The 24,205-nt window shown below is 68.1% G+C and carries 27 protein-coding genes; 16 read left to right on the plus strand and 11 right to left on the minus strand.

Annotated features, from left to right (window positions below; all coding sequences use genetic code 11):
- Positions 1-4 precede the first annotated feature (4 nt).
- Complete coding sequence (locus V8J38_RS03820; protein WP_291779344.1) at positions 5-268, minus strand: hypothetical protein; 264 nt, start codon at positions 266-268, stop codon at positions 5-7.
- Positions 269-452: 184 nt separating this feature from the next.
- Positions 453-1,664: a patatin-like phospholipase family protein gene (locus V8J38_RS03825; RefSeq protein ID WP_338577972.1), complete on the minus strand. Its 1,212-nt coding sequence runs from the start codon at positions 1,662-1,664 to the stop codon at positions 453-455.
- Between the two features lie 169 nt (positions 1,665-1,833).
- Between V8J38_RS03825 and dnaG the strand changes: the two genes are divergently transcribed.
- Together dnaG and rpoD are read left to right on the plus strand one after the other, a co-directional pair.
- Entirely contained in the window at positions 1,834-3,711 is a 1,878-nt protein-coding gene (gene dnaG, locus V8J38_RS03830; protein WP_338577974.1) for a DNA primase, read from the plus strand.
- Between the two features lie 75 nt (positions 3,712-3,786).
- Positions 3,787-5,709, plus strand: a complete 1,923-nt coding sequence (gene rpoD, locus V8J38_RS03835; RefSeq protein WP_338577975.1) for an RNA polymerase sigma factor RpoD — start codon at positions 3,787-3,789, stop codon at positions 5,707-5,709.
- Between the two features lie 96 nt (positions 5,710-5,805).
- On the opposite strand, the gene V8J38_RS03840 is transcribed toward rpoD, so the two are convergent.
- Positions 5,806-6,294 carry an Lrp/AsnC family transcriptional regulator gene (locus V8J38_RS03840; RefSeq protein WP_291779356.1) on the minus strand — a complete coding sequence of 163 codons (489 nt, stop codon included), beginning with the start codon at positions 6,292-6,294 and terminating at the stop codon, positions 5,806-5,808.
- 109 nt (positions 6,295-6,403) lie between these two features.
- Between V8J38_RS03840 and V8J38_RS03845 the strand changes: the two genes are divergently transcribed.
- Positions 6,404-7,378, plus strand: coding sequence for a DMT family transporter (locus V8J38_RS03845; RefSeq protein ID WP_291779359.1), 975 nt, complete (start codon positions 6,404-6,406; stop codon positions 7,376-7,378).
- A 43-nt stretch (positions 7,379-7,421) separates the two neighbouring features.
- On the opposite strand, the gene V8J38_RS03850 is transcribed toward V8J38_RS03845, so the two are convergent.
- The 4 genes from V8J38_RS03850 to V8J38_RS03865 form a co-directional block, all read right to left on the minus strand.
- Positions 7,422-7,775 carry a DUF1428 domain-containing protein gene (locus tag V8J38_RS03850; protein ID WP_291779362.1) on the minus strand — a complete coding sequence of 118 codons (354 nt, stop codon included), beginning with the start codon at positions 7,773-7,775 and terminating at the stop codon, positions 7,422-7,424.
- Between the two features lie 136 nt (positions 7,776-7,911).
- Positions 7,912-8,403: a VOC family protein gene (locus tag V8J38_RS03855; RefSeq protein ID WP_338577976.1), complete on the minus strand. Its 492-nt coding sequence runs from the start codon at positions 8,401-8,403 to the stop codon at positions 7,912-7,914.
- A complete protein-coding gene (locus tag V8J38_RS03860) occupies positions 8,400-8,876 on the minus strand; it encodes an SRPBCC family protein (protein ID WP_338577977.1) in 477 nt (158 codons plus the stop codon). The genes V8J38_RS03855 and V8J38_RS03860 overlap by 4 nt, the downstream gene beginning before the upstream one ends.
- Positions 8,877-8,879: 3 nt before the next feature.
- Entirely contained in the window at positions 8,880-9,323 is a 444-nt protein-coding gene (locus tag V8J38_RS03865; RefSeq protein WP_338577978.1) for a VOC family protein, read from the minus strand.
- Positions 9,324-9,416: 93 nt separating this feature from the next.
- Here V8J38_RS03865 and V8J38_RS03870 point away from each other — a divergent pair, with 93 nt between their 5' ends.
- The 3 genes from V8J38_RS03870 (at position 9,417) to V8J38_RS03880 (ending at position 12,793) form a co-directional block, all read left to right on the plus strand.
- Positions 9,417-10,106 (plus strand): helix-turn-helix domain-containing protein, encoded by a 690-nt coding sequence (locus tag V8J38_RS03870; RefSeq protein ID WP_338577979.1) that lies wholly within the window; start codon positions 9,417-9,419, stop codon positions 10,104-10,106.
- A gap of 194 nt (positions 10,107-10,300) precedes the next feature.
- Complete coding sequence (locus V8J38_RS03875; protein ID WP_338577980.1) at positions 10,301-12,298, plus strand: DEAD/DEAH box helicase; 1,998 nt, start codon at positions 10,301-10,303, stop codon at positions 12,296-12,298.
- 174 nt (positions 12,299-12,472) lie between these two features.
- Positions 12,473-12,793 (plus strand): Mpo1-like protein, encoded by a 321-nt coding sequence (locus tag V8J38_RS03880; protein WP_291779419.1) that lies wholly within the window; start codon positions 12,473-12,475, stop codon positions 12,791-12,793.
- 74 nt (positions 12,794-12,867) lie between these two features.
- Here V8J38_RS03880 and V8J38_RS03885 read toward each other — a convergent pair whose 3' ends face one another.
- A complete protein-coding gene (locus V8J38_RS03885; RefSeq protein WP_338577981.1) occupies positions 12,868-13,431 on the minus strand; it encodes a 3D domain-containing protein in 564 nt (187 codons plus the stop codon).
- 393 nt (positions 13,432-13,824) lie between these two features.
- On the opposite strand from V8J38_RS03885, the gene V8J38_RS03890 reads away from it, so the two are divergent.
- The 3 genes from V8J38_RS03890 to V8J38_RS03900 all read left to right on the plus strand — a co-directional run bounded on the left by V8J38_RS03890 (position 13,825) and on the right by V8J38_RS03900 (position 16,319).
- On the plus strand, positions 13,825-14,856 hold the full coding sequence (locus V8J38_RS03890) for a S1/P1 Nuclease (RefSeq protein ID WP_291779427.1): 1,032 nt from the start codon (positions 13,825-13,827) through the stop codon (positions 14,854-14,856).
- A 180-nt stretch (positions 14,857-15,036) separates the two neighbouring features.
- Complete coding sequence (locus V8J38_RS03895; RefSeq protein ID WP_291779430.1) at positions 15,037-15,822, plus strand: RNA methyltransferase; 786 nt, start codon at positions 15,037-15,039, stop codon at positions 15,820-15,822.
- Positions 15,823-15,995: 173 nt separating this feature from the next.
- Positions 15,996-16,319 (plus strand): YnfA family protein, encoded by a 324-nt coding sequence (locus V8J38_RS03900; protein WP_076223633.1) that lies wholly within the window; start codon positions 15,996-15,998, stop codon positions 16,317-16,319.
- On the opposite strand, the gene V8J38_RS03905 is transcribed toward V8J38_RS03900, so the two are convergent.
- Genes V8J38_RS03905 through V8J38_RS03915 form a run of 3 tightly spaced genes read right to left on the minus strand, consistent with a single transcriptional unit; the run spans position 16,316 to position 18,304 of the window.
- Positions 16,316-17,017, minus strand: coding sequence for an NAD-dependent deacylase (locus tag V8J38_RS03905; protein WP_338577983.1), 702 nt, complete (start codon positions 17,015-17,017; stop codon positions 16,316-16,318). The genes V8J38_RS03900 and V8J38_RS03905 overlap by 4 nt on opposite strands.
- Positions 17,014-17,406, minus strand: a complete 393-nt coding sequence (locus V8J38_RS03910; protein WP_338577984.1) for a hypothetical protein — start codon at positions 17,404-17,406, stop codon at positions 17,014-17,016. Before V8J38_RS03910 ends, V8J38_RS03905 begins: the two co-directional genes overlap by 4 nt.
- A gap of 4 nt (positions 17,407-17,410) precedes the next feature.
- Positions 17,411-18,304: a LysR family transcriptional regulator gene (locus tag V8J38_RS03915; protein ID WP_338577985.1), complete on the minus strand. Its 894-nt coding sequence runs from the start codon at positions 18,302-18,304 to the stop codon at positions 17,411-17,413.
- A 169-nt stretch (positions 18,305-18,473) separates the two neighbouring features.
- On the opposite strand from V8J38_RS03915, the gene V8J38_RS03920 reads away from it, so the two are divergent.
- The 7 genes from V8J38_RS03920 to V8J38_RS03950 all read left to right on the plus strand — a co-directional run bounded on the left by V8J38_RS03920 (position 18,474) and on the right by V8J38_RS03950 (position 24,141).
- Positions 18,474-19,580 (plus strand): S-(hydroxymethyl)glutathione dehydrogenase/class III alcohol dehydrogenase, encoded by a 1,107-nt coding sequence (locus V8J38_RS03920; RefSeq protein WP_338577986.1) that lies wholly within the window; start codon positions 18,474-18,476, stop codon positions 19,578-19,580.
- Between the two features lie 16 nt (positions 19,581-19,596).
- Complete coding sequence (locus V8J38_RS03925; RefSeq protein ID WP_338577987.1) at positions 19,597-20,061, plus strand: GFA family protein; 465 nt, start codon at positions 19,597-19,599, stop codon at positions 20,059-20,061.
- 103 nt (positions 20,062-20,164) lie between these two features.
- Positions 20,165-20,551 carry a VOC family protein gene (locus V8J38_RS03930; RefSeq protein WP_312219307.1) on the plus strand — a complete coding sequence of 129 codons (387 nt, stop codon included), beginning with the start codon at positions 20,165-20,167 and terminating at the stop codon, positions 20,549-20,551.
- A gap of 10 nt (positions 20,552-20,561) precedes the next feature.
- Positions 20,562-21,116, plus strand: a complete 555-nt coding sequence (locus V8J38_RS03935) for a hypothetical protein (RefSeq protein WP_338577988.1) — start codon at positions 20,562-20,564, stop codon at positions 21,114-21,116.
- Positions 21,117-21,133: 17 nt separating this feature from the next.
- A complete protein-coding gene (fghA, locus tag V8J38_RS03940; protein ID WP_338577989.1) occupies positions 21,134-21,967 on the plus strand; it encodes an S-formylglutathione hydrolase in 834 nt (277 codons plus the stop codon).
- A gap of 5 nt (positions 21,968-21,972) precedes the next feature.
- Positions 21,973-22,215, plus strand: coding sequence for a hypothetical protein (locus V8J38_RS03945; protein WP_291779457.1), 243 nt, complete (start codon positions 21,973-21,975; stop codon positions 22,213-22,215).
- A gap of 90 nt (positions 22,216-22,305) precedes the next feature.
- Positions 22,306-24,141: a DUF885 domain-containing protein gene (locus V8J38_RS03950; RefSeq protein ID WP_338577990.1), complete on the plus strand. Its 1,836-nt coding sequence runs from the start codon at positions 22,306-22,308 to the stop codon at positions 24,139-24,141.
- Positions 24,142-24,205: the final 64 nt, after the last annotated feature.

Below are 24,205 nucleotides of genomic sequence, written 5' to 3' on the forward strand. Positions count from 1 at the left end.
CTGCTCAGGGCAGGGGCGCGGCCTGGGCGCGACGGAGTTGGGCCGCCTTGCCGACGGCGACGGCGGCCGCGTGCAGCCAGTAGTCGGCGTCTTCGCGGCGGTTCTCCTGACGCCGCCGCCAGCCGCGTCGCCGCCTCAGAGCGGCGTTGGCCAGCAGGCGGGCGTGAAGCGCGCGCGGCTTGAGCAGGGGGACAGCAGGAGAGCCGGGGACGGCGACGGCGTCGGGGCCTTGGGGCTCCACCGCCGGGCGGGCGATGGCGATGAACATGAGAAAACCCATCTGCGGACGGCGTCGGTCACGGTCTGCGGCGGCGCTGTCGGGAACGGCCTCTGTTTCTCAGAGACGCGAGAAGAATCCACAGGCGCTGTGGACAGTTCTGCTGTTATACGAAAAATATTGTTCGTAATCAGATGGTTGTGGCCGCAATGCGGTCGATATGGTTAATGAATTCCTAATCGACCGGCGGGGCGATGACCACCGTGGGCGGCGTCTGCGCTCCGTGACGGCGGCGGCTCTGGCGCGGCTCGGACGGATCGACGCGCCGCTCGAAGGCGCGGCCGGCCAGGGCTTCGGCCTCGCCGGTCTGGAAGAGGGCGGTCATATGGGCCTGGGTGAAGTCCAGGGTGTTGGCCTCGGCGTGGTCGGGGATGGCGGCCACCGAAAGCGTCAGATCATAGCGCCGGGCGAACTGGGTGATGGCGGTCAGGTCCGAGCGTTGCAGGGCCTTCATCATGGTGTCGAAGCTGCGGGCGGCGATGCTGATGGCCGAGATGCGCGAGACCTCGAAGCGCGGGTCCCACTTGCCGTTGACCACGATCCAGATGCGGGCGTCGCCCAGGGGGCGGGCGTTCGGGGCCTCCAGCAGCAGGGCCTGGGGCACGACCAGGAAGCTGGACACCGTGCCGCCGTCGACATGCAGTTCCTGGATGCGGCGGCCTTCGTATTCGACGTCCAGAAGGACAGGCGGGAAGGCGCCGGGGATGCTGGCCGAGGCGATCAACACATTGACGAACAGCAGGCGCGAGGCCGCGTCGTCGCGCTGGGCGATGGCGCCCATGTCCCAGACGACCTGGGTCTGGGTGTCCAGACTGGTGGTCGAGACGTAGAGGCGGCGGCCCTTGCGGTGCTCCTCGGCGATGGCCGCCAGCAGCTCGGGCGAGATGTTGTTCAGCACCAGATTGGTCAGGGGCTCGGGCTTGAACACGCCCGGCAGCGTCAGGGCCAGCAGGCCGCGCGACTTCAGCAGGTCGTCGGTCTGGCCGCTGGTATAGGCATGCTCCAGCGCCGGGTCGAAACGCGGGCCGGCGAAGACGAAGGGGGCGATCAGGGCGCCGGTGGAGACGCCGGTCACCACCTCGAACTGGGGCCGGTCGCCGGCCTGGCTCCAGCCGACCATGACGCCCGCGCCATAGGCGCCGTTGGCCCCGCCGCCGGACAGGGCCAGGATGTCGAACGTGCCGTCCGCCGTGGCGTTCTGGGCGTTGACCGTCTCGCGCACGAAGCGGTCGCGGGCCTCGGGGGTCAGGAAGTCATAACGCCAGGGCGGGCTGGCGGCGGCCAGGTCGGCGGCGTCGAAGACGGGGCGCGGAATCGTCTGGCAGGCGCCGAGCGCCAGCAGGGCGACGGGCAGCAGCATCAGGACGAGAAGACGAAGGCGGCGCATGGTCGCTGGGCTCCGGCGAGGCTGAGGATGTTAAAGCCCACTCGGACGACGGAAGGAAGTCGGCGTTGTCCCCGGACTTATCCCCAGCGGCGTATTTGGACGGGCGCCGTCCCGGCGGGGGGAGGGGCGGGGCTGGCTTTCGCCCGCCATCGGACGGCATAGGTTAGGCGTGCGATTTGACGAACGGTTCATCGAGGAGCTGAAGGCCCGCCTTCGGCCGTCCGACATCATCGGGCGGACGGTGAAGCTCAAGCGTCAGGGCCGCGAGTTCGTCGGCCTGAGCCCCTTCTCGAAGGAGAAGTCGCCCAGCTTCTTCGTCAACGACGACAAGGGCTTCTTTCACGACTTCAGCTCCGGCAAGCACGGCGACGTCATCACCTTCCTGCAGGAGACGGAGCGGCTCAGCTTCGTCGAGGCGGTCAGCCGCCTGGCCGGCGAGGCGGGGATGCAGCTTCCCGCCGAGGACCCCCAGGCCGCCGAACGCGAGCAGAAGCGTCAGGGGCTGGCCGACTGGATGGACCTGGCCCAGAAGTGGTTCGCCGCCAATCTGCGCCGCAATGTCGGCAAGGCGGCGCGCGACTATCTGGAGAAGCGCGGTCTGCCGGAGGACCAGTGGGAGCGCTTCGGCCTCGGCTATGCGCCCAACGACCGCGAGGGGCTGAAGCAGGCGCTGGTCCAGCGCGGGGCGCGGCCGGGCGATCTGGTCGAGGCCGGGCTGCTGATCGCGCCCGAGAGCGGGGGGCAGCCCTACGACCGCTTCCGCGACCGGCTGATGTTCCCGATCCTGGACGCGCGCGGGCGCATCGTCAGCTTCGGCGGCCGGGCGATGAACCCGGACGACCGGGCCAAGTATCTGAACGGGCCGGAGACCTCGCTGTTTCACAAGGGGGCGACCCTTTACGGCCTGCCCGAGGCGCGCCGCATCCTGGGGGCCGAGAGCCGGGGCGAGCAGGGGATCATCGTCGTCGAAGGCTATATGGACGTCATCGCCTGCCACCGGGCCGGGCTGCCTGCGGTCGCGCCGATGGGCACGGCCCTGACCGAGGAGCAGATGGCGGTGCTGTGGCGCGTCTCGTCCGAGCCGGTGCTGAGTTTCGACGGGGACGCGGCGGGCCTGCGCGCCGCCTATCGTTCGATCGAGCGGGCGCTGCCGCTGCTGAAGCCGGGCAAGTCGTTCCGCTTCGCCCTGCTGGAGGGAGGGCAGGACCCCGACGACATCCTGCGGGACAAGGGGGCGCCGGCCTTGCGTCAGGTCATGGCGGCGACGCGGCCCTTCGCCGAGGTGCTGTTCCGCCGCGAGGTCGAGGCCGAGCCGCTGGACACGCCCGAGCGCAAGGCGGGGCTGAAGGGGCGGCTGCGCCAGGCGGCCAATGCGGTGCAGGACAAGGATCTGGCCGAACAGTACCGCCGCGACCTGTTCGACCGGTTCGACGCCCTGTTCCCGCGCCAGCCGCAGAGGCCGCAACAGCCGGGCGGTCGGCCGGGGCCGGGCGGGCGCTGGCGCGGGCCGCCGCCGCTGCAGGGGCAGACGATCGAGGGCGCCCAGGCCATGCAGGCCTTGTTCCGATCGGTCGAGCCGATCGCCGCCGCCCTGGCGCACGGGGCGCTGGACGACCCGGAGCGGCTGGACGACCACATGGAGGCGGTGGCGCGCTACGGTTTCGGCGATCCGGCCCTGGACGGGCTGGCGCAGGAGATGGTGCGGCTGCGTTTCTCGGGCCGAACCCTTGACTCCGCCGCCCTGCGCCGCCATCTGGCCCAATCGGGTCATGACGCCATGTTGCGCGAGGTCGAGAAGGCGGCGGCGAAGTCCGGCGCGCCATTCCTGGCTACAGACAAGCCCCTCGGCGAGGCGAGGACCCGGTGGTCGCAGGCGTTCGACGCTCTGACCCGCGCAGCGGCGTTGGACGAGGCGCTCGCGTCGGCGAAGTCGGAGGCTCACAAGGCTTTCGATAACTCGGCTTTCGCTCTGGTGAAGGCCGAGCGCGATGCTTTGCGGCGGGCCATCAAGACCGGAACGATTTGGGAAGACTCGACTTCTTCGTAACCATCGAAGTCGTCGGGCGTTGTATTTTCGCCGCAGGGGACTGATCACCCCCCGCCGGCCGTGGAGACAGACTGAATGAGCGCGCAGACCGAGACGCAGGACGCCGAAACCAACACCGACGGGCCCCTGCTCGATCTCACCGACGCCGGGGTGAAGAAATTCATCCGCCAGGCCAAGACGCGCGGCTATGTGACGATGGAGGAACTGAACAAGGTCCTGCCGTCCGAGGAAGTCACGCCGGACCAGATCGAAGACATCCTGGCCATGCTGTCGGAGATGGGCGTCAACGTCGTCGAAGCCGAAGAGGACGCCGCCGAGGCGACCGGCACCGACGTGGCCGCCGCCGCCGAGACCTCGGTCGCCGAGACGCCCGCCAAGTCCGCCTATGACCGCACCGACGACCCCGTGCGGATGTATCTGCGCGAAATGGGCACGGTCGAGCTGCTGAGCCGCGAGGGCGAGATCGCCATCGCCAAGCGCATCGAGGCCGGCCGCGACGCCATGATCTCGGGCCTGTGCGAAAGCGCCCTGACGTTCGAGGCCATCATGGTGTGGCGCGACGAACTGGCCAACAACCGCATTCTGCTGCGCGAAGTGATCGATCTGGACGCCACCTACGGCATCCTGAACCCCTCGTCCCTGCCGCATAACCAGCCCGCCCCGGCCCAGCCGACCGGCGAGCCGGACGGCGACGGCGAGGAGGACGACGACGAGGACTTCGACGACGGCGGCGCCATGTCGATCTCGGCGCTGGAAGCCGAGCTGCGCGACGGCGTCATGGAGGTGCTGGACGCGATCGCCTCGGACTTCGGCGAGTTCCGCAAGCTGCAGGACAAGCTGGTCGAGGCGCGCCTGAAGGGCGAGGTCCTGACCGCCAAGGACCAGAAGACCTATGAGACCCTGTCGACGGCGATCTCGGATCGCCTGAAGACGATGAAGCTGAACAACGCCCGGATCGAGGCGCTGGTCGACCAGTTGTACGCCATCAACAAGCGTCTGATCGGTCAGGAAGGCCGGCTGCTGCGCCTGGCCGACGGCTACGGCATCTCACGGCCTGAGTTCCTCAAGGCCTATTTCGGCTCGGAGATGGACCCGACCTGGGCCGAACGCGTCAAGGAGATGGGCGTCCGCTGGACCAAGTTCAGCGAGAACGAGGCGACCCAGATCGCCGACATCCGCGCCCACATCGCCGCCGTCGCCACCGAGGCCGGCGTGCCGATCGACGACTATCGCCGCATCGTCCAGATGGTGCAGAAGGGCGAGCGCGAGGCCCGTCAGGCCAAGAAGGAAATGGTCGAGGCCAACCTGCGCCTGGTCATCTCCATCGCCAAGAAATACACCAACCGCGGCCTGCAGTTCCTGGACCTGATCCAGGAGGGCAACATCGGCCTGATGAAGGCGGTCGACAAGTTCGAATACCGCCGCGGCTACAAGTTCTCGACATACGCCACCTGGTGGATCCGCCAGGCGATCACCCGCTCGATCGCCGACCAGGCCCGCACCATCCGCATCCCGGTGCACATGATCGAGACGATCAACAAGATCGTCCGCACCCAGCGCCAGATGCTGCACGAGATCGGCCGCGAGGCGACCCCGGAAGAGCTGGCCGAACGCCTGGCTATGCCGCTGGAGAAGGTCCGCAAGGTGCTGAAGATCGCCAAGGAGCCGATCAGCCTGGAGACCCCCATCGGCGACGAGGAAGACAGCCACCTGGGCGACTTCATTGAAGACAAGAACGCCGTCCTGCCGATCGACGCCGCCATCCAGAGCAATCTTCGTGAAACAACGACGCGAGTGCTCGCGTCGTTGACCCCGCGCGAGGAGCGCGTGCTGCGGATGCGTTTCGGCATCGGCATGAACACCGACCACACCCTGGAAGAGGTCGGCCAGCAGTTCTCGGTCACGCGCGAACGCATCCGTCAGATCGAGGCCAAGGCCCTGCGCAAGCTGAAGCATCCGTCGCGGTCGCGGAAGCTGCGGAGCTTCCTGGACAGCTGATCGATCTGATCGTCCGAAGATTTGCGCCGGCGAGGTTTCGATCTCGCCGGCGTTTTTCGTTCTGGGGCGCTGCGTCTGGGGCGCTGCGACGGGACTTCAGGGGATGATCAGCGAGGCGTCCGTCTTCACACGGTCCAGGGCGATCAGGGAGCGGAAGCGGTTGATGCTGTCGTTCTCTTCGAACAGCCGCTTCGTCAGCGCCTCATAGGCCGCCATGTCGGTGGTGACGACGATCAGGATGAAGCTGGTGCCGCCGGTGACATAGTAGCACTGCTGCACCTCGGGTTCGGCCAGGAAGCGGGCCTTGGCGTTCTGGACCGTCTCGGCCCGCTCGTTCTGCAGATAGACTTTGACGATGGAGGTGATGGTCAGGGGGATCGACTTCGGGTCCACCAGGGCGACGTTGCGGCGGATGACGCCGCTGGCCTCCATGGCCGCGATCCGTCGTTGAACGGCGGCGGCGGACAGATTGACGGCTTCGGCGATGGCGCGTTGCGGCGTCCGCGCGTCGCGCTGGACGATGCGCAGGATCGCGCGATCAAAGCTGTCCAGCGAGCGTTGTGGAGAAGCGGGTCGTGCGGCCATCAGCGGTCTTTTTTGCGCGAGTTTTTGTTGCGTTTGGGCCTGTGATCGAGAGGAAACGCCCCGTCCGCCCCTTGGTATAGCTCGCCGCCAAGCCAAGCGGGAACTGGAAATGACGGCGCAAATCATCGGGCGGGGTCAAAACAACCGGACGGCGCTCGGCGTCGCCTGCGGCATCGGCGCGGGCGCGCTGTGGGGGCTGGTCTTCCTGGCGCCCGAGTTGGCGCGGGACTTCAATCCCCTGCAACTGACGGTGGGACGCTACCTCGCCTATGGCCTGATCGCCTGGGCGTTGCTGGCGCCGCGGTGGAAGGCGGTGACGGCGCGGATCGGACGGCGCGACTGGCTGAACCTGTTCTGGCTCGCCCTTACCGGCAACACCCTCTACTACATCCTGCTGTCAGGCGCCGTGCAGACGGGCGGCATCGCCATGACCTCCCTGGTCATCGGCTTCCTGCCGGTGGCGGTGACCATCATCGGCAGCCGCGACCACGGCGCGGCGCCGCTGAAGCAACTGCATCTGCCCTTGCTGCTCTGCATCGCCGGGGCGGTCTGCATCGGCTGGCAGGCCCTGGCGGCGCCGGCCGAGACCTCGCCCATGACGCGATTTATCGGCTTCGCCTGCGCGGTCGGCGCTCTGGCCTCATGGACCTTCTTCGCGGTTCAGAACGCGCGGCGACTTCGCCAACTGGAGGCGGTGTCCGCCCACGACTGGAATCTGCTGACCGGCGTCGTCACCGGGGCGCAAAGCCTGTTGCTTCTGCCGGTCGCCCTGTTGACCGCTTCGGGCGCGCAGCATGAGGCGGCGGACTGGATGCGGCTGGCGGGGGTCTCGGTCGGCGTGGCCGTGCTGGCCTCGATCGTCGGCAACAACCTGTGGAACCGGATGAGCCGGCTGCTGCCACTGACCCTGGTCGGCCAGATGATCCTGTTCGAGACCCTGTTCGCCCTGATCTACGGCTTCGGCTGGGAGCGGCGCCTGCCGACGGCGATGGAGGCGCTGGCCTTCGTTCTGGTGGCGCTCAGCGTCGCTGCCTGCCTGCGCGCCCACAAGGCGAAACCGGGCGTCGCGCATGGCGGCGCATAGGCGCAGACGCCGGGGCTGGTGCGCGACCGACCCCGGCGGTTTGTCAGCTGCGCTCGTCGAAGATGGTCTCGAAGCCGCCCCACATCATGCGCTTGCCGTCGAAGGGCATGTCCATGTTCGCCATGGCGGGGTCGTCCTGCATCTTGGCCCAGGCGTCGTCGGCGGTCTTCTTGTCGGGCCAGATCAGCCAGGAGAAGACGACGACCTCGCCGTCCTCCAGCTTCACCGCCATGGGGAAGCTGGTGACCTTTCCGTCGGGCACGTCGACGCCCCAGGTCTCGACATGGGCCAGGGCGCCGTAGCCCTTGAACAGCGGCCAGGCGACGCGGGCGGACTCGACGTAGCGGTCCTTGTTCTCGGCCTTCACGGGGGTCAGGAAGCCTGTGACGTAGCTCATCGTGGTTCTCCTTTGATGGACCCCTTTCGCTCGCCGCGGGGCGGCTCGCTGTTTGAGGGGCAGGGGCGGATGGTCGGGGCGGGCGGGGTCGGCGTCTTGGTCGAAAGCGACAGGTCGGACGGCTTAGCCTTGCGGCCTACCCGATCCTGTCAGCAGCGGCCTCGATGGCGGCGATGTCGATCTTGTGCATCGTCATCATGGCCTCGAAGGCGGCCTTGGCGCGGGCGGGGTTGGGGTCGTCGTAGAAGGCCATCAGGCGGCGCGGGGTGATCTGCCAGTTCACGCCCCAGCGGTCCTTGCACCAGCCGCAGGCGCTTTCGGCCCCGCCGTTACCGACGATGGCGTCCCACAGGCGGTCGGTCTCGGCCTGGTCGTCGGTCATGATCATGAACGACACGGCCTCGGTCTGGGGGAAGATCGGGCCGCCGTTCAGCCCGACGTAGCGCTGTCCGGCGAGGGTGAACTCGACCACCAGTTCGGACCCGGCCGGGCTGGACGGATTGTCGGCGGGGCTGGCGACGACGCGGTCGATGCGGCTGTCGGGCAGGCCGAGCGAGACGTAGAACTCGGCCGCCTTCTTCGCCTGGCCGAGGTCGTACCAGATACAGGGAATGATCTTGTCGCTCATGACGCGCTCTCCTGCGGGGTGAGGTTCTCGGCGACCTGGGCCAGCTGGTCGGCGGCGGCGCCCCAGCCGAGCTCGAAGCCCATGTCGCGGTGGGCCAGCATGGCCTTCTCGTCCCAGTGGCGGGCGCGGGCGGTGTAGCGCGTGCCGTCGCCCTCGGGCTCGAAGGTGTCGATGCGGACGAAGTTCATGTCGCCCGCCTGCGGGACCCAGCCCTCGACGAGGGCGCTGGTGGTGACCAGGCGGCGCTCCGGCTCCACCTCCAGCACCGCGCCGCGATACTCATGCCGCTCGCCCTCGGGCGACTGCATGACTATGTCGGCGCGGCCGCCGGGGCGCAGGTCGTAGTCGACCGAGACCGTCGTCCACGGCCGGGGGGTGAACCATTCGGTCCCGTGTCGGGTCCAGGCTCGCCACACCGTCTCGGGCGGGGCCTTGATGAAGCGGCTGACGCTGAGTTCGTAGAGGTCGCTCATGACTCAGCCCCCGCCGACCTGAGAGGCGAAGGCTTCCGGCCCCTGGGCGGCGGCTTCCGGGTCCATCCACATGATCTCCCAGATGTGGCCGTCGGGGTCGGCGTAGCTGCGGCCGTACATGAAGCCGTAGTCCTGTTTGGCGCTGGGGTCGGCCTGGCCGCCGGCCTCGGTCGCACGATCAACCACGGCGTCGACGCCTTCCTTGCTGTCCTCCGACACGCAGATCAGCACCTGGGCCGTCTTGTGGGCGTCGGGGATGGCGCGGTCGGTGAAGGTGGCCCACTTCTCATGCGTCAGCAGCATGGCGTGGATGGTGTCGGAAAAGACCATGCAGGCCGCCGTCTCATCCGAGAACATCGGGTTCTTCTTCGCCCCCACCGCCTCATAGAAGGCGGCGGAGCGCGCCAGGTCGGCGACCGGCAGGTTGATGAAGATCAGCTTGGGCATCGGCGGTGGTCCTCCCTTGCGCGGCCCTCCCTCCCTGGACGGCCTGCTCTATGATGTTGGTCGTTCTGCGCCTTGATGTTATGTTAGTCAACTATGAAGTTAGAAAAAGTAACTGTTAAGTCCGAATCCCGATCCCGGCGCTATCACGACGCCTGCGGCGCGGCGCACGGGCTGGACCTGGTGGGCGAGCGTTGGGCCTTGCTGGTCATCAGAGAACTCATGATGGGGCCGCGCCGTTTCAGCGACCTGCGAAAAGACCTGTGCGGCCTGTCGGCCAATGTGCTGACTCAACGCCTGGAGGGGCTGGAGGCTTCGGGCGTCGTCCGCCGCCGCAAGCTGCCGCCGCCCGCCTCGGTCCAGGTCTATGAGTTGACCGACTGGGGCTATGAGATCGAGCCGGTCTTCATGGTGCTGGGCCGCTGGGCCGCGCGCTCGCCCCAGCACGACCCGACGCTGCCGATCAGCGCCGTCTCCATCATGCTGTCGTTCAAGACCATGTTCGATCCCGCGCGGACCGGGGGCGTCGCCATGCGGCTGGGCTTCGCCGTGGAAGAGGACCGGATGGTCGTCAGCGTGGCCGACGGCGTCATCGACGCCATGCGCGGCGAGGTCGAGGCCTGCGACGTGGTGGTGCGCGCCCCGGCCCAGGCGGTCGCGGCCGCCGTTTACGGCAAGGTCCCGCTGGAGGCGCTGGAAGGCGAGGGGGCCATGATGATCGAGGGCGATCGGGCGGTGTTCGAGCGGTTCGTCGACTTCTTCCACCTGCCTGAGAAGGCGGGCTGATCGTTTCTTCACCCCCCTCATCCCTGCGGAGGCGGGGGCCAGCACGCACTGAACGGTGGTCGATTTGTGCGATTCGGCCCCACCGCGGCCCTTATTCGTGTATAGGGAGCGCCTTCCCCGACGCCCGGCAGGCTGCGACGCCTCGCCGGGCGCGGCCGTTTAACGGTCGCCTCATCTGAATTTCCAGGCCCTTCATGCCCTTTCCCGCGATCCATCCCGCGCTTGACCGCGCCTTGCTGAACAAGGGCTATCTTGAGCCCACGCCGGTCCAGGCGGCCGTGCTGGAAGGCCATGGCGAGGCGGATCTGCTGGTCTCGGCCCAGACCGGATCGGGCAAGACGGTGGCCTTCGGCCTGGCGGCGGCGCCGACCCTGCTGGGCGAGGCGGAGCAGTTTGGTCAGCCGGACACGCCGCTGATGCTGGCCATCGCCCCGACGCGCGAGCTGGCGCTGCAGGTCGCGGCCGAGCTGCAATGGCTCTACGCCGAGGCGGGGGCCAAGATCGTCACCTGCGTCGGCGGCATGGACGCCCGCAAGGAGGCGCGCGCGCTGAACTTCGGCGCCCACGTCGTGGTCGGCACGCCGGGCCGTCTGAAGGACCACATCGATCGCGGGGCGCTGGACCTGTCGGCCGCGCGCGTCGTCGTGCTGGATGAAGCCGACGAGATGCTGGACATGGGCTTCCGCGAGGATCTGGAATACATCCTCGACCAGGCGCCGGAAGAGCGCCGCACCCTGCTGTTCTCGGCCACCATCGCCCGCGACATCGCGATCATGGCCAAGCGCTATCAGAAGGATGCGGTGCGCATCGACACCGTCGACCGCAGCCAGCCGCACAACGACATCGAATACCGCGCCCTGCGCATCGCCCCGAACGAGATCGAGCGCGCCGTGGTCAACGTGCTGCGCTATTTCGAGGCGCCGGGGGTGCTGGTCTTCTGCTCGACGCGGGATTCGGTGCGTCATCTGCAGGCTTCGCTGGTCGAGCGCGGCTTCGCCTCGGTGGCCCTGTCGGGCGAGATGGGCCAGCGCGAGCGCAATGAGGCGCTGCAGGCCCTGCGCGATCGCCGCGCCCGCGTCTGCGTCGCCACCGACGTGGCCGCGCGCGGTCTGGACCTGCCCGATCTGGGGCTGGTGATCCACGCCGAACTGCCGATCAACAAGGCGACCATGCTGCACCGCTCGGGCCGTACCGGGCGGGCGGGCAAGAAGGGGATATCGGTCCTGCTGGTCCCGCACAGCCGTCGCCGCAAGGCCGAGATGCTGCTGGGCTCGGCCGGGGTCGAGGCCGTCTGGTCGGGCGCTCCGACCGCCGACGAAATCCGCGCTCAGGACGAACAGCGCCTGCTGGCCGCGCCGGTCTTCGCCGAGGAAGGCGCGGACGAGGATGCCGGTCTGGTCGAAAAGCTGGTCAAGGAGCGCACGCCGGACGATCTGGCTCGCGCCCTGCTGGTGCTGCTGCGCAAGAACCTGCCGGCGCCGGAAGACCTGACCGATCCGGGCGAAGGCCCGCAGCGCAAGCCGCGCAAGGATCGCGATGCGGCGGGCGGCGACGCCTACGCCCCCGCGCCGTGGCCGGGCGACCGACTGCAGCCGGACGAGGTCAGCTGGTTCCGTCTGGACATCGGCCGCAACCGCAACGCCGATCCCAAATGGCTGATCCCGCTGATCTGCCGCATCGGCGGCATCACCAAGCAGCAGATCGGCTCGATCCGCACCTTCCCCGAAGAGACCCGCTTCGAGGTCGCCCTGACCCACGCCGACGCCTTCCGTGCGGCGGCGGCCCAGAGCAAGGAAGAGGCGAGGATCACCCCGTCCGAGGCGCCGACGCCCGGTTCGATGAAGGGCGCCCGCAACCGCAAGTTCGAGAAGGACGGCGAGGCTCGCCCCTACGCCAAGAAGCCTTTCCGTCGCGACGAGGACGGTCAGGCCCGCCCGCCGTTCAAGAAGAAGCCGTGGAGCCCTGAGGGCGACGCAGGCCGCAGCGCGGATGGCGAGCGTCCCTTCAAGAAGAAGCCCTATGCGCCCCGCACCGATGCGGCGCCGGGCGAGGGCGGCTTCAACAAGAAGCCGGGCTTCAAGGACAAGGGCGACAAGAAGCCCTTCACGCCCAAGGCGGGCTTCAAGGGCAAGCCCGACTTCAAGGCTGGCGGCAAGCCGTTCGCCAAGGGGCCGAAGGGCAAGCGGGCTTAACCATCCGCTCATCCCCGCGGAGGCGGAGACCCAGCAAGAGCCACGCGCTCATCGTTCAGAGCGGCTATCCGCGCGCTTTCGGCCACAGCACTGGGTCCCCGCCTCCGCGGGGATGAGCGGTGCGGCCGGGGCGAGCGACTTGTCCCCGGCGCGATCCGGGGGCAGGCTGGGGTCATGAGCATCGAGCAACCCCAAGGGCGGTACGCCTCGTTCGAGGCCTTCTACCCCTATTATATCCATGAGCATTCCAACCGGACGTGCCGCCGCATCCATGTGGTCGGGACGGGACTGGTGATCGCGGCCTTTCTGGCGTTTTGCTTCACCCTGAACCCCTGGTGGCTGCTGGCCATGCCTGTGGTCGGCTACGGCTTCGCCTGGGTGGGGCATTTCTTCTTCGAGAAGAACCGGCCCGCGACGTTCAAATATCCGCTGTGGAGTCTGATGGGCGACTTCCGCCTGTTTTTCGAGACGGTCAGCGGCAAGCGGAAGTTCTGAAGGCGGGCTGAGGCCCAAAGAAAAAGGGCGGCCGGTTCGATCCGGCCGCCCTTTTTGTCGTCAGGCTGAAAGCCTCAGTTCGAGGCCGTCTCCCACGCCGGGGGGCAGCCGTCGAAATCGCCCGCGTCGGCGATGGTCAGCGTCTTCATGTTCAGGCTCATGGCCGGGCGCATCGAGGCGCGGCCGTGGCCGGTGTAGAGGTCGATCTTGGCGCCCTTGATCGCGCCGCCGGTGTCCGAGGCGTACCAGTAGCCGTCGTGGACCGTGCCGTCGGCCATGCGCAGGCCGACCGTCTCGCGGATGAACAGCTTGGTGCGGCGCGGGATGACGCGCGGGTCGACCGCGACCGTGCGCATCGGAATCGGGCGGCAGCCCAGGGAATCGTTGCCGGTCGCCCCGCCGCCGCCGGCGTGATAGAGGCGGGCCGAGGCGCGCCAGTCGGGATCGCCGGCCATCAGCTCAAGCTGTTCGGCCGACAGGTCCGCCGTTTCGGCGGAATCGATGGAACCGGGGGCCGTCGCGGCGGCTTCTACGATGGCGGCGTCGCGGGCGACGGCCGTTTCGTAAGGGACAGGCTCTCCGGCCCCGGAGAAGGCCATGGTCCACAGCATGGCAAGCGCGGCGGCCGTGCTCAACATCGATCAAACTCGTGGAAGCACCGGTCCCAACACGCGCCGGCGGCGAGTTTCTGACGGCCAATTACGGCGCAATTGCGGCAAATGAGATCAGTCGCTGTATCGGTAATGGATGAGGCGCGAATGGGGCCAGTCTATCGCCGGTCTGTGTCGGGTCGGGTAGACTATATATATAAAATATTCGACCTATTTCGTTTCTATACTTCTGCGCTTGCCTTGGTCGTTAATGACTTGATCGTCGGCGCTAACACTTTATTGGCAAGAAAAGCTGACGAACTAGCCAAGATAACGGATGCGTGATCGGCGTTCCTCCGGGCGAGGGCGGCGGGTGGAGGCGCGCGCGGGAATGCGATAAGCGGTCGTTTCTCCTTCTGAAATTTCCGACGGCGCCGTCTCATGAACCGACAAGTCAAACGCCTGATGATTTCCGCCGCGGCCCTGGTGCTGGTCGCGGCGCCCGCCGTCCAAGTAGAGGCCTGGGGCAGTTCGGGCCACCGGGTGATCGGCGTGGCGGCGATGCGCCACCTGCCGGGCGATCTGCCCGCCTTCCTGCGCACGGCCGGGGCCGCCGCCGACGTCGGCGAATATTCGCGCGAGCCCGATCGCTGGAAGGGCGCGGGCCAGCCGCATGATCGCGAGCGCGACACCGCCCACTTCGTCGACATGGACGATGAGGGCCGGGTGATGGATGCGCGGGGCATGACCATGGCCGACCTGCCGCGCCTGAAGTCGGAATACGACGCCGCCCTGATCCGCGCGGGTCTGGACGTGGATAAGGCGGGATACCTGCCCTACGCCATCATGGACGCCTGGCAGAATCTGGAGCGGGACTTCGCCTATTGGCGCGTGCTGACCGCCGCCGAGGCGCGCGAGCCGGACCTGGCCAAGCAGGCCTGGTATCGCGCCGACCGCGAACGCCGCGAGCAGTTGATCCTGCGCGACATCGGGGTGCTGAGCCACTTCGTCGGCGATGCGTCCCAGCCGCACCACACGACCATCCACTTCAACGGCTGGGCGGGCGAGACCAACCCCGAGGGCTTCACCAAGTCGCGCCGCACCCACGGCGATTTCGAGGGCGCCTTCACCAGCCGGACCCTGCGTCTGGAGGCGGTGGAGGCGGCCATGACGCCCCCGAACGTCGAGGGCTTCGACCTGCGCGCCCGCACGGCCTCGCACCTGAATGCGACGCTGGCGACGGTCATTCCTTTCTATCGGATGGAGAAGGCGGGCGCGTTCAAGGACGCGGACCCGCGCGGCGCCGTCTTCGTCAACGAGCGGCTGGCGGCCGGGGCCTCGGAGCTGCGCGACTTCGTGTCGGCCGCGTGGCGCGTGTCGGCGAACAGCAGCATTGGCTGGCCGGCGGTCAAGGTCGCCGAGGTCGAGGCGGGCCGCGTCGACCCGTGGACCTCCATGGTCGGCGAGGACTGACCTGTTCCTTCTCCCCTTGCGGGAGAAGGTGGGCCCGAAGGGCTCGGATGAGGGGTTTCTCTGGCCGGGGCCAAAGCCGCGTGATTAGAAAGGTCGCGAGACCCCTCATCCGTCAGCCCTCGGGACAAGCCCGAGGACTGCCACCTTCTCCCGCAAGGGGAGAAGGATTAAAGACCGCCCATGACTGAACTCACGCCTCCCGTCGTCGTCCTCGACAAGTCGCAGATGGCCGACAACATCGGCGCGGTCGCCCGCGTCATGGCCAATTTCGGCCTGTCGGAGCTGCGGCTGGTCAGCCCGCGCGACGGCTGGCCTCAGGACCGCGCCTGGGCCACGGCGTCGGGCGCCGACTGGGTGCTGGACGGGGTCAAGGTGTTCGACAGCGTGGCCGAGGCCATCGCCGACCTGCACACCGTCTTCGCCACCACCGCCCGTCCGCGCGAGACGCGCCAGCCGGTGCGCACCCCGCGTGAGAGCGCGCGCATCCTGTATGACGACACGGCCTCGGGCCTGAAGACCGGCCTGCTGTTCGGCGGCGAGCGGGCGGGGCTGGAGACGACCGATATCGCCCTGTGCGCCGGGATCACCACCATTCCGATCGACCCCAGGCACCACTCGCTGAACCTGGCCCAGGCGGTGGCGATCAACGCCTATGAGTGGCGCGCCCTGATCCTGGACGCCCCGCCGCCGCGCTTCCGCGAGGGCGAGCCGCCCGCGTCGAACGACCTGCTGCTCGGCATGTATGAGCATCTGGAGGCGGAGTTGGACAACGGCGGCTTCTTCTATCCGCCCGAGAAGAAGCGCTCGATGAGCCAGAACCTGCGCGTCATGCTGGGCCGCGCCGCCTTCACTGAACAGGAGGTCGCCACCATGCGCGGCGCCATCCACGCCCTTTCGAAGGGGCGCGGCCGGGTGCTGGCCAAGCTGGCGGCCGAGCGGGCTGAGGCGGCGAAGAAGGGGGAGTAAGGGGCGATCCCGTGCTCGTTTGCGCCGCCGTTTGCCGTCATCCTCGGGCTTGACCCGAGGATCGGGTTGTCCGCCAGCGTGACGCCAGCAAGGACGAGCGCGCCGCTACGCTCGATCCTCGGGTCAAGCCCGAGGATGACGGCGGTGGGGAGCGGAATGACGGAAGGAGCCGCATGAAACTCGCCCTCGTCTATCCTCTCGCCGCGCTCGCCGAGATCGGCGGCTGTTTCGCCTTCTGGGCCTGGCTGAAGCTGGATCGCTCGCCGTGGTGGCTGGCGCCGGGCGTGCTCAGTCTGATCGCCTTCGCGTGGCTGCTGACCATGGTTCCGGCCGAGACGGCGGGGCGGGCGTTCGCGGCCTATGGCGGGGTCTATATCGTGGCGTCGCTGGCGTGGATGGCGCTGGTCGAGAAGACGACGCCGGACCGCTGGGACGTTATCGGCGGCGCAGTCTGCCTGATCGGAGCCGCCATCATCCTGTTCGGGCCGAGGGCCTAGAGCGGGCCGAAGAAGGCGGGCACGGTCTCGCTGGCGGGGCCGTAGACGCCCTCGTCGAACAGGCCCGCGCCCTGCGTCGGTTCCAGATTGATCTCCACCGTCCGCGCCCCGGCCATGCGCGCCAGCTGGACGAAGCCCGCCGCCGGATAGACCGCGCCCGAGGTGCCGATGGAGACGAACAGGTCGCATCGCGCCAGCGCCCGCTCGATCCGCTCCATCTCCAGCGGGATTTCGCCGAACCAGACGATGTGCGGGCGCAAGGTTCCGTGCGGGTGATGGGGCGAGGCGTGGGCGGGCTCAAGGTCGCCGTCCCAGTCGCAGACGACGCCCGAGGCGGTGCAGCGCGCCTTCTTCAGCTCGCCGTGCATGTGGATCAGTTGGAAGCCCGGCGCGGGCGGCGTGTCCATGTGCGCCCGGTCGTGCAGATCATCGACGTTCTGCGTCACCAGCAGGACGTCGCCCGCCCACCGCGCCGCCAGATCGGCCAGCGCCCGGTGCGCGGCGTTGGGCTGGACGCTGGCCAGTTGCCGTCGCCGCTGGTTGTAGAAGTCCTGCACTAGGGCCGGGTTCGCGGCGAAGCCCTCGGGCGTGGCGACGGCCTCGACGCGATGCCCTTCCCACAGGCCGTCCGAGGCGCGGAAGGTCGGCACCCCGCTCTCGGCCGAGACGCCGGCGCCGGTCAGGATGACGAGGTTCATCTGTTGGTTCTCCGTTTGCGTCGCTGGTGCGCCAATAGGCTTTCCGAGGCGGCGTATTCGGGAGGCAACCGGAATCTGGCGCGCCGGTCATAGTCGCGCGCGGACTTGATGCTGTTGGCCCGGATCAACCGCCAGGCCCGCCACCCTAGGAAGATCCCTGACGTCGCAGCCCACGGGAGGGCCAGCAGCCAAGCTGTCCATGGCAGAGGGATGACGAAAAGATGAAAAAGAATGAGTGGGGCGAACGCCGCGAAAGGAATGGCGGTTATCAGATCGTTGCGTCGAATATACAAAGGGCCGACCTCAATACGCCGTGCGGGGTTTGACAGCACGGCGTCCACTCGACGGCGGAGTTTCAGGTAGGCGGGACTCAGGCTCTTCATCACCATCAGTCTAGCCCCAATTTCGAACGCCCGGCGCGGACAGACGATCGTGCAGCCAGTCGATCATGGCGCGGACCTTGGGCGGGACGTGGCGGGGGTGCGGGTGGACGGCCCAGACGCCTTCGTCGGGCGGGCGGGCTTCGTCCAGCAGGGAGACGAGGGCGCCCGACGCCAGCGCCTCGGCCACGTAGAAGTCGGGCAGTTGGCACAGGCCCAGCCCCTGAAGGGCCGCGTCCAGCACAGCTGCGCCGGAGTTGCAGCGCCAGCGGCCGGTGGGGCGCAAGGACACTTCGCGGCCCGCCTCGGTGAAGCGCCAGTGTTCGGCCGAGCCGATCAGGCCGTCGTGGCTGGCGATCTCGGACAGGTCGCGCGGGGCGCCGCGGCGGGCCAGATAGTCGGGGCTGGCGCACAGGATCAGTCGCCGCGAGGCCAGGCGCCGCGCCATCAGCCGCGAGTCGGTCAGGTGACCGAACCGCACCGCCAGATCATAGCCGTCGCCGACCAGATCGCGCAGGCGATTGTCGAGATCGAGCTCGATCCGCAGCTCGGGATTCTGAGCCGCGAAGGCGTTGACGGCGGGGGCGATGAACCGCTCGCCATAGGAGACCGAACAGGTCATGCGCAGCAGGCCGCGCGGGGCCTGATCGTCGGGCTGGACGGCGGCCAGGGCCTCGTCGCGTTCGTCGATCAGGCGGCGGCAGCGGGCCAGGAAGTCGCGGCCCGCGTCGGTCAGTTCGACCCGGCGGGTGGTGCGGTGGAGCAGGCGGGTCTGCAGGCGATCCTCCAGCCGCGCGATCTCGCGACTGACGGCCGAGGTCGACAGGCCCAGACGCCGGGCGGCGGCCGAGAAGCTGGCCTGTTCGGCGACAGCGGTGAATTCGTCGATCCCGTCCCAACGGCTCATGGGGACGTTCGATCATGATTGTTGCATCACGACAATAATGTTTTGCGGTTGTCGCCATATCCGCCCCGCCGCGACGGGCGTAGAACAGACGCCAATTCAGTCACCTCATGTCCCTCAACGGCGAGCGATCGCGTCGCGAGCGATAGGGACGTCCCAAGGACCTTTCATCATGAAAACTCGCGCCGCCGTCGCGTTCGAAGCCAAACGCCCGCTCGAGATCGTCGAGGTCGATCTGGAAGGCCCGCGCGCCGGCGAGGTGCTGATCGAGATCAAGGCGACCGGCGTGTGCCATACCGACGCCTATACGCTGGACGGTCTGGACTCTGAGGGCATCTTCCCCTCGATCCTGGGCCACGAGGGCGCCGGCGTGGTGGTCGAGGTGGGACCGGGCGTGACCAGCCTGGCGGTCGGCGACCACGTCATCCCGCTGTACACGCCGGAATGCCGTCAGTGTAAGTCGTGCCTCAGCCGCAAGACCAACCTGTGCACCTCGATCCGCGCGACCCAGGGCAAGGGCCTGATGCCCGACGGCACCAGCCGCTTTTCCTACAAGGGCCAGTCGATCGCCCACTACATGGGCTGCTCGACCTTCTCGAACTACACGGTCCTGCCCGAGATCGCGGTGGCGAAAATCCGCAAAGACGCGCCTTTCGACAAGGCCTGCTACGTCGGCTGCGGCGTGACGACGGGCGTAGGCGCGGTGGTCAACACGGCCAAGGTCGAGCCGGGCGCCAACGCCGTGGTCTTCGGCCTGGGCGGCATCGGCCTGAACGTCATCCAGGGGCTGAAGATGGTCGGCGCCGACATGATCATCGGCGTCGACATCAACGGCGACAAGGAAGAGTGGGGCCGTCGCTTCGGCATGACCCACTTCCTCAATCCCAAGGAGGTGTCGGACGTGGTCGCCCATCTGGTCGAGCTGACCGGCGGCGGCGCGGACTACACCTTCGACTGCACCGGCAACACCGTGGTCATGCGTCAGGCGCTGGAAGCCTGCCACCGCGGCTGGGGCGAGAGCGTCATCATCGGCGTGGCCGAGGCGGGCAAGGAGATCGCCACCCGTCCGTTCCAGCTGGTCACGGGCCGCGTCTGGAAGGGTTCGGCCTTCGGCGGCGCGCGCGGCCGCACCGATACGCCCAAGATCGTCGACTGGTACATGGACGGCAAGATCGAGATCGACCCGATGATCACCCACACCCTGCCGCTGGAGCGGATTAACGAGGCCTTCGATTTGATGCATGAAGGCAAGAGCATCCGTTCGGTCATCGTCTTCTAACGAGAGGGATACAGCCATGGGCGACTGGAAACTGCCGTGGACGGGGGCCTGCCTCTGCGGGCAGGTGAAAGTTCAGGTCGCCCAGGCCCCGGTCTTTGCCGCGGCCTGTCACTGCCGCGCCTGTCAGAAGCTGACGGGCGGCGCCTATTCGCTGAGCCTGATGCTGCCCAGCGAAGGGCTGACGGTCGAGGGCGAGACGGAGATCGGGGGCCTGCACAATCCTGTGCCGGAGCATCACTTCTGTCCGTCGTGCAAGACCTGGTTGTTCACGCGCGGCATCGCCGGGGGGCAGTTCGTCAACCTGAGGCCGAGCCTGCTGGACGACGGGGCGTGGTTCGTTCCCCATGCCGACACCTGGACGACGGAGCGCCTGCCGGGCGTGCAGTCGGGGGCCAAGGTCGGCTATCCCGAATTCCCGCCGCCCGAGGACTATGGCGAACTGATGGGCGTCTATGCCCGAGAGGGCGCGCGCCCGAAATGAGGGCGGACTGAGCAGGTGCAGCAAAGTTCGTTGCCAAATGAAACCTGCTCGGCTTAGCTGGCCGCGCCCGGCGAAAGGATCGGGCGGATCTGGGAGGATCACCATGTTCACGCACGTCACCGTCGGCGCCAACGACGTCGAGGCCTCGCACAAATTCTATGACGCCGTTCTCGGCGCCCTGGGCCATCAGCCGGGCGCGTTCAGCGACGTGCCGCTGCCGGGCGTCTGGTACATGACGCCGCGCGGGATGCTGGGCGTGGTCAAGCCGCGCGACGGTCAGGCGGCCTGTCACGCTAACGGCGGGACCATCGGCTTTGCGGCGTCCAGCCCCGAGGCGGTCGTCGCCTTCGCCGAGGCCGGGGTCGCGGCGGGCGGCGTGGCGATCGAGGACCCGGCCGGGCCGCGCACCACCCCCTTCGGCGTTCTGCATCTGGCCTATCTGCGCGATCCGTCAGGCAATAAGATCTGCGCCGTTCACCGGCCGGGCTGAGGATAAGGCGATGAAGGCGAAGGCGGCGATTCTGGTCGGGCTGGCGGCGTTCAGCCTGTCGGCCTGCGATCGAGGCGGAGATCGGCCCGTTGCGCCGCCCGAGGCCGGAGCGCCCACCGAGGCCTGGGTCCGCAAGGACGTGGTCCTCTACCTGCCCGACCACGTGATGAAGAAGCGTGCGGACGAGGCGATCCTGTCGCCCTATCTGCAGGCGGCGGGCGCGGCGGCGGAAACGGCGGTGCGCGCCGCCCCGGTCCAGCCCGGCGCCTCGGGCATGGTGCTGGTGATGGTCAAGCCGGGCCGCCGGTCGAAGGCCTGGGTCGTCACGGGCGAACCGGCGCCCAGTCCGGAGACGCTGGCGGCGGCAGTCGCCGCGGTCGAGGCCGTGCCGGCCCCGGCCGTGCGCGAGGGGCCGGTGCTGGTCGGCATCGGCTTCGACGCCTGGGGCGGGGGCGCGGCGCCGGCCGGAGCCCAGCCGCCGATCCCGCGCGACTGGTATGCGCATTTCTCGAAGGACGGCGGCCGACTGGACGACGCCTTCATGGCCACGGTCTGGCCAGACTGATCTGGAGTTTGAGTCCTATGGAAACGGTCAAGAGCCACGTCGTTCATGGCGGGACGCTGCGCTATCTGAAGCACGACAGCGCGACGACGGGCACGCCCATGACGCTGTCGGTCTTTGTTCCGGCGGGAGAGGGGCCGTTCCCGGTCCTGATCTGGCTGTCGGGCCTGACCTGCACCGAGGACAACTTCACCACCAAGGCCGGAGCCTACAAGGCCGCCGCCGAACAGGGCGTCATCATCGTCGCGCCCGACACCTCGCCGCGCGGGGAAGGCGTGGCGGACGATCCGGCCTATGATCTGGGGCAGGGCGCGGGCTTCTATGTCGATGCGACCGAGGCGCCGTGGGCGCCGCATTTCCGCATGGAGAGCTATGTCACGGGCGAACTGATCGAGCTGATCGACGCCGAGTTCCCGACGACGAAGACGCGCTCCGTCTTCGGCCATTCGATGGGCGGGCATGGGGCGCTGACGCTGGCCCTGCGGCATCCCGAACTGTTCCGGTCGGTGTCGGCCTTCGCGCCGATCTCGTCGCCGACGCGCTGTCCGTGGGGCGAGAAGGCTTTCTCCGCCTATCTGGGCGAGGACCGGGCGGAATGGGCTAAACATGACGCGGCCCTGCTGATCGAAGGCGGGGCGGCGAAAGGCGTTTTCGACGACATCCTGGTGGATCAGGGCGACGCGGATTCCTTCCTGACCGATCAGCTGAAGCCGGAACTGCTGAAGGCGGCGGCGGAAAAGGCCGGGCAGGGGCTGACCCTGAGGATGCAGCCGGGCTATGACCACTCCTACTTCTTCATGGCCAGCTTCGTGGACGACCATGTGGCCTTCCACGCCAAGCGGCTGAAAGCCTGAGTGTGATGACCGACGCCGCCCCCGATTTCGACTCCATGTTCGCCGACCTGTGCACCCAGGTCGGCTTCTGCCTGCACGAGAAAGGGCAGAAGAAAGTCATCGCCGCCCTGCCCAAGGGGCTGGATGCGGCCGTCCGCGCCGTCTTCGCCGCCGAGGGCGTGGACGAGCCGAACGCGCCGGGCGACCTGAAGCGCGCCGTGCGCGACTGCATCAAGGCCCATGTGGGCGCGCCCCGACCGGGCGCATGACTCAGACTTAATCCGCAAGGCGACGATCAAGCCTTGCGGGCGGCCCTTGCATCGTTAGCATCCCCGACCATCGCTTTTGGGAGGAAGCTCATGATGGATCGCCGCCGCCTGTTGATGTCGGTCGCCGCCGGGGGCGCGCTGGCCGCCGTCGGCCCGGTTCGCGCCCTGGCCTCGACAGCCTTGACGCAAGCCGCGCCGAACGCCGCAACGACCGCATTCCACGCCCTGTTGGACCGCATCGCCGACGAGATGCTGCTGTCGGACCCGGAACTGCTGACCATGCTGGGCATGGACCGGGGACCGAAAGCCGACGCCCGCTTCAAGCTGAGCGATCGCTCTCAGGCCAAGATCGACGCCGACAAGGCCAAGTTCGTCGACGCCATGAAGGCGGTGAAGGCCATCGATCAGGGACAGCTGAACGCGGCGGATCAGGTCTATTACGACACGCTGGAGTTCTTCGGCGACACGGTGATGACCGGCTACGACTTCCCCTACGGCGGCGGCTTCTCGCCCTCGCCCTATACCGTCAGCCAGTTGGGCGGGGCCTACCAGCAGATTCCGGACTTCCTGGACAGCCAGCACCGGATCGAGACGGCCGACGACGCCGAGGCCTATCTGTCGCGCCTGTCCGCATTCGCGGCGGGCATGGACGCCGAGCGGGCGCGGATGCAGGCCGAGTTCGCCGCCGGGGCCGTGCCGCCGGACTTCGTCATCGACCGCACCCTGACCCAGATGGACGCCATCACCGGCACCGCTGTCGCCGACTCGGTCATGACCAAGTCCCTGGCGCGCCGCACGGCCGAGAAGGATATTTCCGGCGACTGGGCCGCGCGGGCCGAGGCCATCCTGACCAATGAGGTCTATCCCGCCATCCAGCGTCAGGCCGACGACTTCAAGACCGTGCGCCCGAACGCGACCCACGACGGCGGCGTCTGGCGCCTGCCGGACGGCGAGGCCTATTACCGTTTCGGGCTGAAATACTACACCACCTCCTCCATGACGCCGGACGAGGTGCACCAGATGGGGCTGGAGCAGGTGGCTGAAATCTCGGCCCGCACCGACGCCCTGCTGAAAGCGCAAGGCCTGACGCAGGGCTCGGTGGGCGCCCGCGTCGCCGCGCTCGGCGAGGATGCTCGCTTCGTCTATCCGAACACGGACGAAGCCAAGGATGAGCTGATCCAGGAGCTGAATGCGCAGATGGTCGCCATCCAGGCGCGCATGCCGGAATACTTCGGCCGTCTGCCCAAGTCGCCGTGCGACATCCGCCGCGTGCCCAAGGCCATCGAGGCCGGGGCGCCGGGCGGCTACTACATGCCGCCGGCCCTGGATGGGTCGCGTCCGGGCGCCTACTACATCAATCTGCGCGACACGGCCGAATGGCCCAAATGGACCCTGCCGACCCTGACCTATCACGAGGCGGTGCCGGGCCACCACTTCCAGATCGCCCTGCAGCAGGAGAAGCCGGACACGCCGCTGCTGATGAAGGTCATGGGCTTCTCGGCCTATTCCGAGGGCTGGGGCCTTTACGCCGAACAGCTGGCGGACGAGATCGGCGCCTATGAGAACGATCCCTTCGGCCAGATCGGCTATCTGCAGTCGCTGATGTTCCGGGCCGCGCGCCTGGTCGTGGATTCCGGCCTTCACCACAAGCGCTGGAGCCGCGAGCAGGGCATCCGCTACATGGTCGACACCCTGGGCGACCAGGAATCGAGCATCGCCACCGAGGTCGAACGCTACTGCGTCTGGCCGGGTCAGGCGTCCAGCTACAAGGTCGGCCACACCACTTGGGTGCGTCTGCGCGAGGACGCCAAGAAGCGTCTGGGCGGCCGCTTCGACATCAAGGGCTTCCATGACACGGGTCTGAACCTCGGCGGCGTGCCGCTGACGGTGCTGGAGCGGACCATGAACGCCTGGACCCCGGTCTGACGGCCTGATCCTTCCCGGACGCGCCGGTCCGTCATTGAGTGTGATGAGAGCAACGCCCGGCGCG

The sequence above is a fragment of the Brevundimonas olei genome, from assembly GCF_037055245.1.
GTDB classification, from domain to species: Bacteria; Pseudomonadota; Alphaproteobacteria; order Caulobacterales; family Caulobacteraceae; genus Brevundimonas; species Brevundimonas olei.

Bases quoted from the DNA above. Each gene is read 5' to 3' on its own strand.
- V8J38_RS03820 (WP_291779344.1), bottom strand. From the start codon at position 268: ATGTTCATCGCCATCGCCCGCCCGGCGGTGGAGCCCCAAGGCCCCGAC.
- V8J38_RS03825 (WP_338577972.1), bottom strand. From the start codon at position 1,664: ATGCGCCGCCTTCGTCTTCTCGTCCTGATGCTGCTGCCCGTCGCCCTG.
- rpoD (WP_338577975.1), top strand. From the start codon at position 3,787: ATGAGCGCGCAGACCGAGACGCAGGACGCCGAAACCAACACCGACGGG.
- V8J38_RS03840 (WP_291779356.1), bottom strand. From the start codon at position 6,294: ATGGCCGCACGACCCGCTTCTCCACAACGCTCGCTGGACAGCTTTGAT.
- V8J38_RS03845 (WP_291779359.1), top strand. From the start codon at position 6,404: ATGACGGCGCAAATCATCGGGCGGGGTCAAAACAACCGGACGGCGCTC.
- V8J38_RS03850 (WP_291779362.1), bottom strand. From the start codon at position 7,775: ATGAGCTACGTCACAGGCTTCCTGACCCCCGTGAAGGCCGAGAACAAG.
- V8J38_RS03855 (WP_338577976.1), bottom strand. From the start codon at position 8,403: ATGAGCGACAAGATCATTCCCTGTATCTGGTACGACCTCGGCCAGGCG.
- V8J38_RS03860 (WP_338577977.1), bottom strand. From the start codon at position 8,876: ATGAGCGACCTCTACGAACTCAGCGTCAGCCGCTTCATCAAGGCCCCG.
- V8J38_RS03865 (WP_338577978.1), bottom strand. From the start codon at position 9,323: ATGCCCAAGCTGATCTTCATCAACCTGCCGGTCGCCGACCTGGCGCGC.
- V8J38_RS03870 (WP_338577979.1), top strand. From the start codon at position 9,417: ATGAAGTTAGAAAAAGTAACTGTTAAGTCCGAATCCCGATCCCGGCGC.
- V8J38_RS03875 (WP_338577980.1), top strand. From the start codon at position 10,301: ATGCCCTTTCCCGCGATCCATCCCGCGCTTGACCGCGCCTTGCTGAAC.
- V8J38_RS03880 (WP_291779419.1), top strand. From the start codon at position 12,473: ATGAGCATCGAGCAACCCCAAGGGCGGTACGCCTCGTTCGAGGCCTTC.
- V8J38_RS03885 (WP_338577981.1), bottom strand. From the start codon at position 13,431: ATGTTGAGCACGGCCGCCGCGCTTGCCATGCTGTGGACCATGGCCTTC.
- V8J38_RS03890 (WP_291779427.1), top strand. From the start codon at position 13,825: ATGAACCGACAAGTCAAACGCCTGATGATTTCCGCCGCGGCCCTGGTG.
- V8J38_RS03895 (WP_291779430.1), top strand. From the start codon at position 15,037: ATGACTGAACTCACGCCTCCCGTCGTCGTCCTCGACAAGTCGCAGATG.
- V8J38_RS03900 (WP_076223633.1), top strand. From the start codon at position 15,996: ATGAAACTCGCCCTCGTCTATCCTCTCGCCGCGCTCGCCGAGATCGGC.
- V8J38_RS03905 (WP_338577983.1), bottom strand. From the start codon at position 17,017: ATGAACCTCGTCATCCTGACCGGCGCCGGCGTCTCGGCCGAGAGCGGG.
- V8J38_RS03910 (WP_338577984.1), bottom strand. From the start codon at position 17,406: ATGGTGATGAAGAGCCTGAGTCCCGCCTACCTGAAACTCCGCCGTCGA.
- V8J38_RS03915 (WP_338577985.1), bottom strand. From the start codon at position 18,304: ATGAGCCGTTGGGACGGGATCGACGAATTCACCGCTGTCGCCGAACAG.
- V8J38_RS03920 (WP_338577986.1), top strand. From the start codon at position 18,474: ATGAAAACTCGCGCCGCCGTCGCGTTCGAAGCCAAACGCCCGCTCGAG.
- V8J38_RS03925 (WP_338577987.1), top strand. From the start codon at position 19,597: ATGGGCGACTGGAAACTGCCGTGGACGGGGGCCTGCCTCTGCGGGCAG.
- V8J38_RS03930 (WP_312219307.1), top strand. From the start codon at position 20,165: ATGTTCACGCACGTCACCGTCGGCGCCAACGACGTCGAGGCCTCGCAC.
- V8J38_RS03935 (WP_338577988.1), top strand. From the start codon at position 20,562: ATGAAGGCGAAGGCGGCGATTCTGGTCGGGCTGGCGGCGTTCAGCCTG.
- fghA (WP_338577989.1), top strand. From the start codon at position 21,134: ATGGAAACGGTCAAGAGCCACGTCGTTCATGGCGGGACGCTGCGCTAT.
- V8J38_RS03945 (WP_291779457.1), top strand. From the start codon at position 21,973: ATGACCGACGCCGCCCCCGATTTCGACTCCATGTTCGCCGACCTGTGC.
- V8J38_RS03950 (WP_338577990.1), top strand. From the start codon at position 22,306: ATGATGGATCGCCGCCGCCTGTTGATGTCGGTCGCCGCCGGGGGCGCG.